Origin of the sequence: Streptomyces flavochromogenes (assembly GCF_000717595.1) — a bacterium.
GTDB lineage: Bacteria > Actinomycetota > Actinomycetes > Streptomycetales > Streptomycetaceae > Streptomyces > Streptomyces flavochromogenes.
In genome coordinates this window covers 32,146-45,080 of sequence record NZ_JNZO01000009.1, presented here as the reverse complement: position 1 = coordinate 45,080, position 12,935 = coordinate 32,146, and the positions used below count along the sequence as shown (strand labels likewise).

Annotated in this window: 16 protein-coding genes; 6 read left to right on the top strand and 10 right to left on the bottom strand. The window is 72.3% G+C overall.

The genetic code is table 11. From position 1 onward, the window contains the following. Positions 1 to 252 precede the first annotated feature (252 nt). Positions 253 to 945 (top strand): TerB family tellurite resistance protein, encoded by a 693-nt coding sequence (locus IF00_RS0112625; protein ID WP_030317451.1) that lies wholly within the window; start codon positions 253 to 255, stop codon positions 943 to 945. Between the two features lie 6 nt (positions 946 to 951). Here the strand turns inward: IF00_RS0112625 and IF00_RS0112620 are convergent, their stop codons facing one another. From IF00_RS0112620 to IF00_RS0112605, 4 genes are all read right to left on the bottom strand, one after another. Then, positions 952 to 2,322 carry an FAD-binding oxidoreductase gene (locus IF00_RS0112620; RefSeq protein WP_030317449.1) on the bottom strand — a complete coding sequence of 457 codons (1,371 nt, stop codon included), beginning with the start codon at positions 2,320 to 2,322 and terminating at the stop codon, positions 952 to 954. 79 nt (positions 2,323 to 2,401) lie between these two features. After that, complete coding sequence (locus IF00_RS0112615) at positions 2,402 to 4,159, bottom strand: LuxR family transcriptional regulator (RefSeq protein WP_030317448.1); 1,758 nt, start codon at positions 4,157 to 4,159, stop codon at positions 2,402 to 2,404. Positions 4,160 to 4,222: 63 nt separating this feature from the next. Then, positions 4,223 to 5,593 (bottom strand): FAD-dependent oxidoreductase, encoded by a 1,371-nt coding sequence (locus IF00_RS0112610; protein WP_030317446.1) that lies wholly within the window; start codon positions 5,591 to 5,593, stop codon positions 4,223 to 4,225. A gap of 183 nt (positions 5,594 to 5,776) precedes the next feature. After that, positions 5,777 to 6,589: a hypothetical protein gene (locus IF00_RS0112605; protein WP_030317444.1), complete on the bottom strand. Its 813-nt coding sequence runs from the start codon at positions 6,587 to 6,589 to the stop codon at positions 5,777 to 5,779. A gap of 425 nt (positions 6,590 to 7,014) precedes the next feature. Between IF00_RS0112605 and IF00_RS0112600 the strand changes: the two genes are divergently transcribed. Together IF00_RS0112600 and IF00_RS0112595 are read left to right on the top strand one after the other, a co-directional pair. Continuing rightward, entirely contained in the window at positions 7,015 to 7,236 is a 222-nt protein-coding gene (locus tag IF00_RS0112600) for a hypothetical protein (protein ID WP_030317442.1), read from the top strand. Further along, positions 7,233 to 7,448, top strand: a complete 216-nt coding sequence (locus IF00_RS0112595) for a hypothetical protein (protein WP_030317441.1) — start codon at positions 7,233 to 7,235, stop codon at positions 7,446 to 7,448. The genes IF00_RS0112600 and IF00_RS0112595 overlap by 4 nt, the downstream gene beginning before the upstream one ends. A 71-nt stretch (positions 7,449 to 7,519) precedes the next feature. On the opposite strand, the gene IF00_RS41155 is transcribed toward IF00_RS0112595, so the two are convergent. Further along, complete coding sequence (locus IF00_RS41155) at positions 7,520 to 7,792, bottom strand: hypothetical protein (RefSeq protein ID WP_037638107.1); 273 nt, start codon at positions 7,790 to 7,792, stop codon at positions 7,520 to 7,522. A gap of 118 nt (positions 7,793 to 7,910) precedes the next feature. On the opposite strand from IF00_RS41155, the gene recO reads away from it, so the two are divergent. Together recO and IF00_RS0112580 are read left to right on the top strand one after the other, a co-directional pair. Continuing rightward, positions 7,911 to 8,660, top strand: coding sequence for a DNA repair protein RecO (recO, locus tag IF00_RS0112585; protein ID WP_030317440.1), 750 nt, complete (start codon positions 7,911 to 7,913; stop codon positions 8,658 to 8,660). Positions 8,661 to 8,677: 17 nt separating this feature from the next. After that, complete coding sequence (locus IF00_RS0112580) at positions 8,678 to 9,502, top strand: isoprenyl transferase (protein WP_030317439.1); 825 nt, start codon at positions 8,678 to 8,680, stop codon at positions 9,500 to 9,502. A 58-nt stretch (positions 9,503 to 9,560) separates the two neighbouring features. On the opposite strand, the gene IF00_RS0112575 is transcribed toward IF00_RS0112580, so the two are convergent. Both IF00_RS0112575 and IF00_RS0112570 read right to left on the bottom strand, forming a co-directional pair. Beyond that, positions 9,561 to 9,764, bottom strand: a complete 204-nt coding sequence (locus tag IF00_RS0112575) for a hypothetical protein (protein WP_030317436.1) — start codon at positions 9,762 to 9,764, stop codon at positions 9,561 to 9,563. A gap of 29 nt (positions 9,765 to 9,793) precedes the next feature. Then, positions 9,794 to 10,012: a hypothetical protein gene (locus IF00_RS0112570; protein WP_030317435.1), complete on the bottom strand. Its 219-nt coding sequence runs from the start codon at positions 10,010 to 10,012 to the stop codon at positions 9,794 to 9,796. Between the two features lie 98 nt (positions 10,013 to 10,110). Between IF00_RS0112570 and IF00_RS42620 the strand changes: the two genes are divergently transcribed. Then, positions 10,111 to 10,656, top strand: coding sequence for a YcxB family protein (locus IF00_RS42620; protein ID WP_051820186.1), 546 nt, complete (start codon positions 10,111 to 10,113; stop codon positions 10,654 to 10,656). 82 nt (positions 10,657 to 10,738) lie between these two features. On the opposite strand, the gene IF00_RS0112560 is transcribed toward IF00_RS42620, so the two are convergent. The 3 genes from IF00_RS0112560 to IF00_RS0112550 form a co-directional block, all read right to left on the bottom strand. After that, entirely contained in the window at positions 10,739 to 11,149 is a 411-nt protein-coding gene (locus tag IF00_RS0112560) for a Fur family transcriptional regulator (protein ID WP_030317431.1), read from the bottom strand. Positions 11,150 to 11,220: 71 nt separating this feature from the next. After that, positions 11,221 to 12,114 (bottom strand): metal ABC transporter permease, encoded by an 894-nt coding sequence (locus IF00_RS0112555; protein WP_030317430.1) that lies wholly within the window; start codon positions 12,112 to 12,114, stop codon positions 11,221 to 11,223. A 16-nt stretch (positions 12,115 to 12,130) separates the two neighbouring features. Then, a complete protein-coding gene (locus IF00_RS0112550) occupies positions 12,131 to 12,910 on the bottom strand; it encodes a metal ABC transporter ATP-binding protein (RefSeq protein ID WP_030317428.1) in 780 nt (259 codons plus the stop codon). Between the last annotated feature and the right edge of the window lie 25 nt (positions 12,911 to 12,935).

Here is a 12,935-nt window from a genome sequence, read left to right as displayed (position 1 = left end):
CCACCCCGGAGGGTGATCTCGCGACGACCGCTTCGGCCATCGAATCCGTTGCGATCGGCCCGGCGGAGGCGGCCGGCGGGGCCGGCGGAGCCTTCCTGGCCTTCGCAAAGCGCCGCCGCCGCGCTGCGCGGGCGGTGACGTGTCTCGGCCATCTCCGCAGTGAACTCCTGACGGGGTGCTGACGCCACATCAAGGATGTGGCTAACATCACGCCAACGCCGGCAGTGCAGCCGGGCCGTTGAGGAGGTGCGTGTGCGGTCTGCCCGGAATTCACGTGGTGGGAAAGTGGGCGTCTGCGGAATCCGCACCTCCTGGAACACGGTCGGTGACGGCGAGTTCTTCTGCGAGGAGTGCGGCGGCGACCGCAATTACCGGCGCCGCACCGGCCGCCGCAGGTTCGCCGTCCTGGGGGTCCCGGTCCTGCCCCGGGGCTGTACGGGGCCCGTCGTCGAATGCGCGGCCTGTCACACGCACTTCGGTACGGACGTGCTCGACCACCCCACGACCAGCCGTTTCTCCGCGATGCTGCGGGACGCCGTGCACACCGTCGCCCTCGCCGTGCTCGCGGCCGGCGGCACCGAATCACGGGCGGTCCTCGACCGGGCCGTGAGCGCCGTCAGGTCCGCCGGCTACGCCGAGTGCACCGCCGTCCAGCTCGTCGACCTCGTCGAGGCCCTGGAGGCCGACACAGGGCGCTTCATGCCCGAGGTGAACCCCGAGGGCGCGCTCCTCGCGATCGAGCTGCACGAGGCCCTGGAGCCCCTCACCCCGCACCTCGCGCCCTCCGGCCGGGAGTCGATCCTGCTCCAGGCGGCCGGGATCGCCCTCGCCGACGGGGTCTACAGCCCGGCCGAGCGGGAGGTCCTGGGGACGGTCGGCAACGCGCTCGCGCTCGCCCCGGACGACGTCGTGCGTCTGCTGGCCTCGGCCCGGACGGTCTCGTAGGACCGCTCAGGGCGCGATGTTCTGGTTCAGCCGGAACACGTTGTCGGGGTCGTACCGGCGTTTGACCGCCCTGAGCCGGTCGTAGTTCTGGCGGTAGTTGACCCGTACGCGGTCCTGGTCGTCGGTGTCCATGAAGTTGACGTAGCCGCCCTCCTGGGTGTGCGGGCGCAGGGCCGTGTCGTAGGCGCGGGTCCAGGCGATGTTGTGGTCCGAGTCCGCCGGGTCGGTCCAGGTGCCGCCGAAGGAGTGCGAGAAGGCGGCGTCCCGGTACGCGAACGCGGTCTCCTCCGGGCCCACCCGGTGGCAGGCGCCGTCGATCGGGAAGATCGCCGTGTCCGATTCGAGGGACGGCATCGTCGCGCCGTACTCCATGTGCGCCGCGATCGCACCGTCCGACAGCTCGCGGCTGAAGTTGCCCTTCCAGTAGTGGTAGAGCCCGGCGGGCAGCTGTTCGTCGAAGAGGGTGTTGATCACCGGGTACGGCATCCGCTCCATGAACCGGCCGATGACCGGGCCGAGTCCGTCCAGGCGGGCGAGGACCTTCTCGTCCTCCGCCTCCGGGCCGCTGAAGCAGGTGAACGCGGCGCAGATCGGACGGCCGTGCCAGCGCTCGGGGAGGAACGGTTCCTCCGGGCCGAGCGCGAGGACCAGGATCGAGTTCAGCTCCTCGGGGGAGTCCGCGATCAGCTCGCGCCAGGCGCGTGCCACGTCCCCGCCGAGGGGGTAGCAGCTCAGGCCGCCGAAGACGTCCGCGACCGGGTGCAGCCGGTACGCGAGGGAGACGGCGACGCCGAAGTTGCCGCCGCCGCCCCGCAGCGCCCAGAACAGGTCCGGGTTCCGCTCGGCGTCGCAGGAGACCAGGGTGCCCTCGGCGGTCACCACGTCCGCCGCGATCAGGTTGTCGCAGCTCAGGCCGTAGCGGCGGGACAGATGGCCCATGCCGCCGCCGAGCGTGAGACCGCCGATGCCGGTCGAGGAGATCACCCCGCCGGTGGTGGCGAGCCCGAAGGCGTGGGTGGCGTGGTTGAAGTCTCCCCAGGTGGCCCCGCCCTCGGCGCGTGCCGTACGGGCCGCCGGGTCGACCCGGACGCTCCGCATCCGGGACAGGTCGACGACGAGGCCGTCGTCCACGGTGCCGAAGCCGGCGACCGCGTGGGAGCCGCCGCGCACGGCCAGCGGGAGCTCGTGCTCCCGGGCGTGGAGCACCGCCGCGATCACGTCGCCGGCGTCCACGGCGTGGACGACGACGGCCGGACGGCGGTCGTGCAGGGCGTTGTAGACCCGGCGGGCCTCGTCGTACGACGGGTCGCCGCGGGTCACGACGGTGCCGCGCACGGCACCGCGAAGCGTGTTCAGGGGGTCGGTCGTGGTGGTCATGTCTCCGGTGTAGCCCGGTGGGCTCCCGGCGCGCATCGCCCGAACCGCCCATGCGCGGGCACCGGTCCGCATGGGCCGTTCAGACCAGGTCGTGCGCGTACGCGTAGGCCGTCGCGGAGGCGCGGGAGCCGACGCCCAGCTTGGCGAAGATGTTGTTCAGATGCCGGGCGACGGTGTGCTCGCTGATCACCAGGGCACGGGCGATGTCCTTGTTCGTGCCGCCCGAGGCGACCAGCCGCAGCACCTCCGCCTCCCGCGCGGTGAGCCCGCCCGGGAGCCGCCGCCGCGACCCGCCGCTGAGCAGGGCGGCCGCGCGCCGGGCGTCCGGTACGGCCCCGAGCCGCTCGAAGACCGCCCGCGCGGTGCCGAGCTCAAGGCGGGCCGCCTCCTCGTCGCCCGCCGCACGGCAGGCCGCCGCGAGCAGCATCCGTACCTGCGCGGCCTCGTACGGCACCCGCAGCTCCAGCCATCCGGCGAGCGCCCGGCGCAGCGGGAGCAGCGCGCCGGGGCGCTTCTCGGCGAGGGCCACCGAGCCGAGGGCCGTGTCGGCCAGGGCACGCAGCAGGGGTACGTCTCCGTCGGCGGCGCCCGAGAGGGCGTCGAGGTCCGCCGCCGCCGTCGCCGCCCCGGGTACGTCACGGACGGCGAGCGCCACCTCCGTACGGGCGGCCAGCAGACGGGCCCGGCCCAGGACGTCGTGGTCGGGGTCGCTCCGGCAGGCGAGGGCCAGGTCGACGCCCGCCACGGCCGCGTCGGCCCGGCCCTGCGCGAGGCGCAGCAGCGCGAGGCCCGGCTGCGGGATCCGGCCCAGCTCGTGGGCGTGCCCGTACGAGACGGCGGCCGCTTCGAGGCGGCCCTGGCGCCGCTGGACGTCCCCGGCGGCGTAGTACGCGGCGGCGGCCGACTCCAGACAGTCCACCGGCACCTCCCGGCAGGCCTGCCGGGCCTCGGCCTCGGCGAGCGCCCAGGCGCCGAGGAGGTCGAGGACCTCGACCCGGTGTGCCCGGCAGACGCCGCGGAAGGGGTTCTCACCGGAGGGGACGGTCATGGGGAGCGGGGCCGCAGCCGCCGGGAAGTCCTCCGTGGCCGGGCCGGCGGCCGTGTCCCTGTCCTGCGGGCGGCCCGTCCACGGCGGGGCGCACCACTCCATCGCCGCGTTCGTCCACTCGACCGCGCGCGCGAAGTCGGCGGCCTCCATGCACTGGGTCAGGGCCAGGCAGTACAGCCAGCCCGTGACCATGCCGCTGAGTTCGCCCGCCGACACCGCGCACATCGCGTCGTCGAGGAGGGCGAGGCCCTCGGTCCTGCGGCCGGCCGCGAGCAGCACACGGGACTCGGCCTGGCGGCTGAGGGCGAGGAGGTCGGGGCTGCCGCAGGCGAGGGCCAGGGCGGTCATGCGGCGGGTCGCGGCGAGGGCGGTCCCGTGGTCGCCGTGGGCCGAGGCCTCCTCGGCGGCCGTCATCTCCAGGAAGCACTGCTCCGGGCAGTCGGGCAGGTCCTCCAGGTGATGCCGGGCCCGGTGGAGCCAGCCGGCGGCCGCCGCGGGCCGCCCGAGGCCGGCGTACTCGTAGTACAGCCACCAGGAGGCCAGCCCGGCGCCGCGGTGGTCGTCGGCCGCGAGATAGGCGGCGTGCGCCCGGAGCCGGGCGGTCACGGACTCGTCGACGTGCCCGGACCACCAGGCGGCGTCGGCGAGCACGGAGAGGTCGTCGGCGGTCAGGCCGCGCGAGGGGTGCCGGTCGTGGGCGTGGAGCAGCTCGTACGCCTCGGCCCAGGACTCACGGGCGGCGGCGACCCTGGCGCGCTCGACCGGATCGGTCGTGGTGGGTACGGACATGGCTCTCGCCCCTTCCCGGTCCTTTCAGGGTAGGACGGGGAAGGGGCGAGGGCCTGCGAAGTGCTACTGGATCGCGCCGCTCGCGCGCAGCATGTCCTCGCGCTCGACGATCTTGACGCGCTCGCGGCCCTGCGGCTCGCCGAGCGCCTTCTCGGCGGCGTCCAGGGCGTACCAGCCCTCCCACGTGGTGTACGTGAGGCCCTTGCCCTCCAGGAAGGACACGACGGCGTCCTCCTCCGGGGTGTCCGGGGTGAGCAGCCGGCCGTTCGCGAAGTCGTCCAGGAGGTTCGCCACGGTCTCGTTGGCGTCGCCCTTCGTGTGGCCGATGAGGCCGACGGGGCCGCGGCGGATCCAGCCGGTGCAGTACGTGGAGGCCATGTGCTCGCCGGTCTCCTCGACGACCCGGCCGCCCTCGTCCGGGACGGTGCCGCTGACGGCGTCCCAGGGGAGCTTGGGCAGCTCGTCGGAGAGGTAGCCGACGGCGCGGTAGACGGCCTGGACGTCCCAGTCCGTGGTCGTGCCGGTGCCCTTCACGTTGCCCGTGCCGTCCAGCTCGGTGCGCTCGGTGCGCAGGCCGACGACCTGGCCGTCCTCGCCGAGGATCTCGACGGGCGACTCGAAGAAGTGCAGGAAGAGCTTGTGCGGGCGGTCGCCGACGTCGCGGATCGCCCAGTTCTCCAGGGTCTTGGCGACCATGTCGGTCTGCTTGTTCTTGCGCCGCTCGGCGATCGAGCCGTCGTCGTAGTCGATGTCCTCGGGGTTGACGATGACCTCGATGGTGGGGGAGTGGTCCAGCTCGCGCAGCTCCATGGGGCTGAACTTGGCCTGGGCCGGGCCGCGGCGTCCGAAGACGTGGATCTCGACGGCCTTGTTGGCCTTGAGACCGTCGTAGACGTTCGCCGGGATCTCGGTGGGCAGCAGCTCGTCGCCGGTCTTGGCGAGGATGCGGGCGATGTCGAGGGCCACGTTGCCGACGCCGAGGACGGCGACCTTCTCCGCTTCGAGCGGCCAGGTGCGCGGGACGTCCGGGTGGCCGTCGTACCAGGAGGCGAAGTCGGCGGCGCCGTACGAGCCGTCCAGGTCGACGCCCGGGATGCTGAGCGGGCGGTCGGCCATGGCGCCGGTCGAGAAGATCACGGCGTCGTAGAAGGCGCGCAGGTCGTCGAGGTGGATGTCGGTGCCGTAGTCGATGTTGCCGAAGAGGCGGACCTGCGGCTTGTCGAGGACCTGGTGGAGGGCGTTGACGATGCCCTTGATGCGCGGGTGGTCGGGGGCGACGCCGTAGCGGATGAGGCCGAACGGGGCGGGCATCCGCTCGAAGAGGTCGATGGACACACCCGGCTCGGTGGCGGCCTCGGACTTCAGCAGCGCATCGGCGGCGTAGATTCCGGCGGGGCCGGCGCCGACGATCGCGACCCGGAGGGGGCGGGGCATGACTGGGTTCCCTTCGCAAGCGACGTGGCGGCGAAGCCGCCGACACTTAGGTCACCCTAAATAATGCGGGACGCGGACCGGTACCCGCCCCCGGTCTATGGGCCCATAAGGCGAACTTATGACTTCCATAAGGAGGGGTGTAGGTGAGCGGGTGCGGTCTCGGAGGCCGCCTCGGAGAGTGCCTCAGAGACCGCCCTTGCCGAGCAGGGTGAGAACCGTGAACGTGAGCACTCCGGCGGCGGCGAGGAGGCCGATGGCGATCCCCGAGCCCACCAGCGCGACGTCCAGCAGCCGTCGGCCCCGCGACCGGAGGACGACCACGCGCCCCGGGTCCTCCGGGTCGTAGGCGACGTCGATGGTCCACGCGGCGGCGAAGCTCCGTACGGTGCGCTGCAGTCCGATGGGGTCCTCGTAGAGGAAGGTGCCCTGCTCGCCCGGGACCCGTTCGGCGGCGACCGTGACGCCGTGCCTGCGCAGGTGCCACTCCTCGTACGACGGGTACCCGGCCCCGCATCCGAGCACCAGGAAGAACAGTGCGAACGCGCCGCCCGGGATGATCGCGACGATCCCGGCCGCGTGGCCGGTGGCGATCACGAGCACGCACAGGGCGACGATCACGAGGGCGCCGTACAGCGCCGCCCGCTTGAGCCGGCGGAACAGCTTCACCGTGTTCAGGTCGCCCAGACGGTTGCCGGAGAGGTACCGGGTGCCGTCCACCATCTCCTTCTCCTCCGGCAGGGCGGCGTTCACGGCCTCGGCGAACGCCGCCGCGGCCGCCTCGTCCACGTCCTCGAACCGGTGGACCGCCGGTACGGCCCCGGCGGCGGCGGTCAGCTCGATGGCGACGGCCCGCCCCTCGGCGCGGACGCGCCCGATGGCCTTCAGCGGGATGTGCACCTCCTCCTGTACGCGGCGCAGGAGGAGGGCATCGCCCGTGGCGCGCAGACCGGTGCCCTGAGGGCCACCGAGGGTGGGTATGGGAGGCGTGATCGGCATGGCGTGATCGTAAGGGCGGGCCGGCCGCGGGCGGAATAGGGCGCATGGGGCGACGTGTCGACGAGTGTGCGCCGCGTTCGTTCGAAAATGCCGCCGGTTTGCAGGAGCCGGTCGATTCTCATCGCCGCATCCGGCTGCGGTTTACGGATTCCCTGCTCGAACAGGCGATGTATCCACCGGATACGAACACGCGTCTGCCCGGTTCGCCCCGAGTAAGGCCCGCCGCCTCCCGGTGCTTCTTGAGTACCCGCCCGAAAGGGCACCCGTGTCTCCGGCTGCTCGCCTTTGGCCATGGACTAACTCCCCAGGTCCACGCCCTAGTTGCGGGATCTACGCATCTGTCGATTCTACGGATCCGGCCCCGCCCTGGTGAGGCGAAGCAGGAAATGGATTCAGAAAGGCATACGTTGGTGAAGGAAGACACCATGAAGACGACCACGGGGGCCATCGACATCGCACAAGAGGAAGTGGCGGAATTGCGCGAGGCACTCGCGAGGGCCGGAATCCGGCTTCCCTCGCTCGGGCCCGACGTCGTCACCCTCGCCGCCGATCCTCCGAGGCCGCTCGTCGCATTGGGACGCTGCACGGTGGAAACGGCACGGCTCCACGCCGCCGCCGTCCTGCCGGGGGAGGAGAACCGGTCATGACACTGCCCATCGGGTCGTACGTCGTCGAGATCCGCACCGGGCGGGTCGGGAGGGTCATGGGGCACGAAGGGCCCTACGTCCAGGTCCGGCCGCTGGGTGGCGGACGGGAATGGGACGTGGAGCCCGACGGGGTACGGGAGGCCACCTCGGCCGAGCGGCTGAGCGCGGCCACGGCGCACGTGAACGCGCGGAGCCGCGGCGAGGTGCCCTGACTCCGCACGGCACCGAACGTGGAACGCCCGGCCGGGAGGCGACCTCCGGCCGGGCGTTCGTCGTGCGGGGGTCAGGCCTCCCGGCGCATCCGGAGCGTCCGGTATCCCTTCACGGCGATGACCACGCCCAGGGAGGCGCCGCCGACGAGCAGGAGCGGGTCGTTGCCCAGCGCGATGGCGGCCAGGAACGTCAGGGAGGCCGCGGCGTCGAGGAGGTCCATCCGGCCGTCGGTCCGGACCGAGGGATCGGGGCGGCGCATCCGGCGGACGGCGGGGACGAAGGCGAGGAGCTGGAGAAGGGCCAGGGCGACGAACACCCAGCGGAGCGCGACAGGTAGGTCCACATCCGAACCATAGGGCTCGGCGTGTCACCCCGAGGGGGAACGGGGAGTGAACGGCCGCCCAACTCATTCCCTCGCGACTTCGGGCCGTGGAGCCTCCGTCGTACGTGAGAATGGGCGCATGAGTCTGTTCCGCGACGACGGCATCGTGCTGCGCACCCAGAAGCTGGGTGAAGCGGACCGCATCATCACCCTCCTCACGCGCGGTCACGGACGGGTACGCGCCGTGGCGCGCGGCGTGCGGCGCACCAAGTCGAAGTTCGGCGCGCGGCTCGAACCGTTCTCGCACGTGGACGTGCAGTTCTTCGCCCGGGGGAGTGAGCTGGTCGGACGCGGCCTGCCGCTCTGTACCCAGAGCGAGACCATCGCCGCCTACGGCAGCGGCATCGTCACCGACTACGCCCGCTACACCGCCGGCACCGCCATGCTGGAGACGGCGGAACGGTTCACCGACCACGAGGGCGAGCCCGCCGTGCAGCAGTACCTGCTGCTCGTGGGCGGGTTGCGGACCCTCTCCCGGGGTGAGCACGCCCCCCACCTCATCCTCGACGCCTTCCTCCTCCGCTCGCTCGCCGTGAACGGCTACGCGCCGAGCTTCGAAGACTGCGCCAAATGCGGCATCCACGGGCCCAACCGGTTCTTTTCGGTCGCGGCGGGCGGTGTCATATGCGGCGACTGCCGGGTGCCCGGAAGCGTCGTACCCTCTCCGGAGGCCATCGGCCTGCTCAGCGCGCTGCTCACCGGCGACTGGGCGACGGCGGACGCGTGCGAGCCGCGTCACGTCAGGGAGGGCAGCGGACTCGTGTCCGCCTATCTGCACTGGCACCTTGAGCGCGGCCTGCGCTCCCTGCGATACGTAGAGAAAAGCTAGGTAGGAGAGACCACGTCATGGCCATCGCACGACTGCTCGGTCGCCAGCGCCGGGAGTACAGCGCCCCCGAGCCGCACCCGTCCGGCGCCCGCCCGCCGAAGCTCCAGTCCGAGCTGATCCCGGAGCACGTCGCGATCGTCATGGACGGCAACGGCCGATGGGCCAAGGAGCGCGGCCTGCCCCGCACCGAGGGCCACAAGGTCGGCGCCGAGCAGGTCCTCGACGTGCTCCAGGGCGCGATCGAGATGGGCGTGGGGGCGATCTCGCTCTACGCCTTCTCCACCGAGAACTGGAAGCGCTCCCCCGAGGAGGTGCGCTTCCTGATGAACTTCAACCGCGACTTCATCCGCAAGTCCCGCGACCAGCTCGACTCGCTCGGCGTCCGCGTGCGCTGGGTCGGCCGGATGCCCAAGCTCTGGAAGTCGGTCGCCAAGGAGCTCCAGGTCGCGCAGGAGCAGACCAAGGACAACACCAAGCTCACGCTGTACTTCTGCATGAACTACGGCGGCCGCGCGGAGCTCACGGACGCGGCGCAGGCGCTGGCCGAGGACGTGAAGGCCGGCCGGCTCGACCCGGCGAAGATCACCGAGAAGACCATCCAGAGGTACCTCTACTACCCGGACATGCCGGACGTGGACCTCTTCCTGCGGCCCAGCGGCGAGCAGCGCACCTCCAACTACCTGATCTGGCAGAGCGCGTACGCCGAGATGGTCTTCCAGGACGTGCTGTGGCCCGACTTCGACCGCCGCGACCTGTGGCGCGCCTGCGTCGAGTACGCCCAGCGCGACCGCCGCTTCGGCGGCGTCGACCCGGCCGACATGGCCGTCCTCGACAAGGCCTGAGCCGAAGCGCACGACGAGGCGCCCACCGTCCTCGGACGGTGGGCGCCTCGTCGTGCGATCAGGAGCAGGTGCCGGCGAAGGCCGCCCGGGTCACCACGTCCGTCGAGGCGGCCGTCGTGTCCAGCCAGGCCGCGCGTCTTGCGGGGGCGACCATCGCCTCCCGTGGGGCCGGCGGGGTGGGCTCGTTCACCTCCTCGGCCTGTGCCGGAGCGGTCGGCAGCGCCGAACCGGTCGCTGCCGCGACCACACCGGTCGCGAGCATCCGGCGTATCCGTCGGGTTCTTTGCGTCCTCACGAGGCCCTCCCCCGGTCGACCAGGCCCTGGAGTACACGGACGACCGCCCGGGGGTCCGCGCCGGGCGGCGTGACCGTGTCCGGGACGCTGTCGGGGCGGTCGACGAGCAGCCGGTAGACGGCGTCCTGCCCGGCGTCCTGCCCGGCGTCGAGCCCGAGGAGCGAGAGCAGCGAGGAGTCGGCCGCCGGAGGCGGGCCCTTCGGCGTGCTCTCCATGCGTTCCCCCTCCGGCGGCCGGCGACGGGGGCCAGGGTAGGCGGGAAGATCGAAAACCGGAATGGGTCCCGCCTGCTCGCACCGCTACGATCGCCGCCGTGAACGAAGCGACGGAACACACCACTCGGGACGGGCTCGAACTCGGCTACCCGCCGGTGTTCGCGGAGGTGAGCGAGGCCGTACGGGTCCGGCTGCGGGCCACCGGCTGGTGGCCCGCGCTGCGCTGGGCCGCCCGGGGCGCCTGCACGCTGGCCTTCGCTGCCGCGGCCCTCGCGCTGTTCCTCCCCCGGGAGCCCGAACCGGGGAAGGCCGTCGAGATGGTCCTGCTCGGCCTCGTGGCCCTGGCCGCCGCGGAGCTGGTGCCGTGGGGGACGGCCCGCAGCGTCTTCCTGATGGCCCGGTCCCAGGGCGAGGCGCGGGCCGTCGTCGACGAGGACGGCGGGCGGTGGATCACCCGGGACACCGACATCGTGGTCCGCTGGGCCATGCTTCCCCGGTACGTCGAGACGCCCCGGCTCTTCGTCCTCCTCACTGCCCGGAGGGCCGGCACCGGCTTCGCGTACCTGCCCAAGAGCGGGCTCGCCGACCCGGCCGGCATCGACCGGCTGCGAGCGGTCCTGGACCGGAACTCCGTCCGGCTGTGACCGCATGCGAGAAGGCCCGCACCTCTCGGTGCGGGCCTTCTCGCATGTCGGGTCACGACTGTGTCAGGTCACCGCGCGAAGATCACTTCCCGGCGCAGTCCGCGCAGGTGCCGAAGATCTCCACCGTGTGCGCCACGTTCACGAAGCCGTGCTCCGAGGCGATCGTCTCGGCCCACTGCTCCACCATCGGGCCCTCCACCTCCACGGCCTTGCCGCAGACGCGGCACACCAGATGGTGGTGGTGGTCGCCGGTCGAACAGCGGCGGTACACCGTCTCGCCCTCGCTGGTGCGCAGCGCGTCGACCTCGCCCGCGTCCGCCAGGGACTGGAGCGTGCGGTAGACGGTGGTGAGGCCGACCGAGTCGCCGCGGTGCTTGAGCATGTCGTGCAGCTCCTGGGCGCTGCGGAACTCGTCCACCTCGTTCAGCGCCGCGGAGACGGCGGCACGCTGCTTGGTCGAGCGGCCTCGTACGGGGGGTCCTGCCGTCACCACGGGGGCCTCCTTGAATGCTTGTCTGCCCCCGCCATTCTGCCAGCCCCCCACGGCCCTGAGTCCGGGCCGGATCACACCTTCACGTCGTCCGAGGGGCGACGGGTCGCCGGAACCGGTGCGTCACAGCTCTCCGCGCCCGCCTCGGCCGCCCGCGCCCGCCGTTTGGCGAGCGGCGTGGCGAGCAGGGTGAGCAGGACGAAGACGCCGATCGCGTAGAGGACGATCGTCGCGCCGGGCGGCACGTCCTGGTAGTACGAGGTGACCGTGCCCGCCAGGGTGACCGTGATGCCCGTCACCACCGCGAGGACGAAGGTCGCGCGGAAGGACTTCGACAGCTGCTGGGCCGCCGCGACCGGCACCACCATGAGCGCGCTGACCAGCAGCAGGCCCACGACCCGCATGGCGACCGTGACGGTCACCGCGGCGGTGACGGCGATCAGCAGGTTCAGGGCGCGCACCGGGAGACCGGTGACCCGGGCGAACTCCTCGTCCTGGCTGACCGCGAAGAGCTGCCGGCGCAGACCGACCGTGACGAGGACGACGAAGGCGGCCAGGATGCCGATCGCGGTGATGTCCGCCTCGGAGACGGTGGAGAGCGAGCCGAAGAGGTAGGAGCTGAGGTTGGCGTTGGAGCCGGTCGGCGAGAGGTTGATCAGCAGGACACCGCCGGCCATGCCGCCGTAGAAGAGCAGCGCGAGCGCGAGGTCGCCGCGGGTCTTGCCGTACGCGCGGATCAGCTCCATGCCGACCGAGCCGACGACGGCGACCAGGGTCGCCATCCAGACCGGGCTGGAGTTCAGGAGGAAGCCGAGGCCGACGCCGGTCATGGCGACATGGCCGATGCCGTCGCCCATCAGCGCCTGACGGCGCTGGACCAGGTAGATGCCCACGGCGGGCGCGGTGATGCCGACGAGCACGGCCGCGAGGAGCGCGCGCTGCATGAAGGCGAGATCGAGCATTTCCATGATCAGGTCAGCTTCCTCAGGTCAGCAGACCCGTACGGAGCGGCTCCCCGGCCGCGTGCGGATGGACGTGGTCGTGGCCCGGCAGCGCGTGCTGGCCGAGGGCCTCCGGCGGCGGGCCGTCGTGGACGACACACCCGTCGCGGAGCACGACCGCACGGTCGATCAGCGGTTCCAGGGGGCCCAGCTCGTGCAGGACGAGGAGGACGGAGGTGCCGCCGGCGACCTGCTCGCGCAGGGTCGAGGCGAGGATCTCCTGGCTGGCGAGGTCGACGCCCGCCATCGGCTCGTCCATGATCAGGAGCTCGGGCTCGGAGGCGAGGGCGCGGGCGATCAGGACCCGCTGGTGCTGGCCGCCGGAGAGGGCGGAGACGGAGTCCTTGGCGCGGTCGGCGAGCCCGACGAGGTCGATGGCCCGCTCGACGGCGGCCTTGTCGGCCTTGGTCAGCCAGCCGAACCTGCGGCGGGAGAGCCGGCCGGAGGACACGACCTCGCGGATGGTGGCGGGGACGCCGCTCGCGGCGGTGGTCCGCTGCGGTACGTAGCCGACGCGCGCCCAGTCGCGGAAACGCTTCCGGTCCGTGCCGAACAGCTCGATCGTGCCGCCGGTCAGCGGCACCTGGCCGATGACGGAGCGGACCGCGGTGGACTTGCCGGAGCCGTTGGCGCCGAGCAGCGCGACGACCTCACCGCGGCGGACGGTGAGGTCGACACCGCGGAGGACGGGCCGGGCGCCGAGAGCCGCGGTGGCTCCGCGGACGGAGATGACGGGTTCCCGTTCCGGTGTCGGGGCTGCCATGGCTCGTACCTCCTGCTGTGCGGTG

What these genes read in the sequence shown, in the direction of transcription:
- IF00_RS0112595 (WP_030317441.1), top strand. Translation starts at nt 7,233, where the DNA reads ATGACACTGCCCATCGGGTCGTACGTCGTCGAGATCCGCACCGGGCGG.
- IF00_RS0112575 (WP_030317436.1), bottom strand. Translation starts at nt 9,764, where the DNA reads ATGCTCGCGACCGGTGTGGTCGCGGCAGCGACCGGTTCGGCGCTGCCG.
- IF00_RS0112570 (WP_030317435.1), bottom strand. Translation starts at nt 10,012, where the DNA reads ATGGAGAGCACGCCGAAGGGCCCGCCTCCGGCGGCCGACTCCTCGCTG.
- IF00_RS0112600 (WP_030317442.1), top strand. Translation starts at nt 7,015, where the DNA reads ATGAAGACGACCACGGGGGCCATCGACATCGCACAAGAGGAAGTGGCG.
- IF00_RS0112580 (WP_030317439.1), top strand. Translation starts at nt 8,678, where the DNA reads ATGGCCATCGCACGACTGCTCGGTCGCCAGCGCCGGGAGTACAGCGCC.
- IF00_RS0112620 (WP_030317449.1), bottom strand. Translation starts at nt 2,322, where the DNA reads ATGACCACCACGACCGACCCCCTGAACACGCTTCGCGGTGCCGTGCGC.
- IF00_RS0112610 (WP_030317446.1), bottom strand. Translation starts at nt 5,593, where the DNA reads ATGCCCCGCCCCCTCCGGGTCGCGATCGTCGGCGCCGGCCCCGCCGGA.
- IF00_RS0112550 (WP_030317428.1), bottom strand. Translation starts at nt 12,910, where the DNA reads ATGGCAGCCCCGACACCGGAACGGGAACCCGTCATCTCCGTCCGCGGA.
- IF00_RS0112615 (WP_030317448.1), bottom strand. Translation starts at nt 4,159, where the DNA reads ATGTCCGTACCCACCACGACCGATCCGGTCGAGCGCGCCAGGGTCGCC.
- IF00_RS0112555 (WP_030317430.1), bottom strand. Translation starts at nt 12,114, where the DNA reads ATGGAAATGCTCGATCTCGCCTTCATGCAGCGCGCGCTCCTCGCGGCC.
- recO (WP_030317440.1), top strand. Translation starts at nt 7,911, where the DNA reads ATGAGTCTGTTCCGCGACGACGGCATCGTGCTGCGCACCCAGAAGCTG.
- IF00_RS0112605 (WP_030317444.1), bottom strand. Translation starts at nt 6,589, where the DNA reads ATGCCGATCACGCCTCCCATACCCACCCTCGGTGGCCCTCAGGGCACC.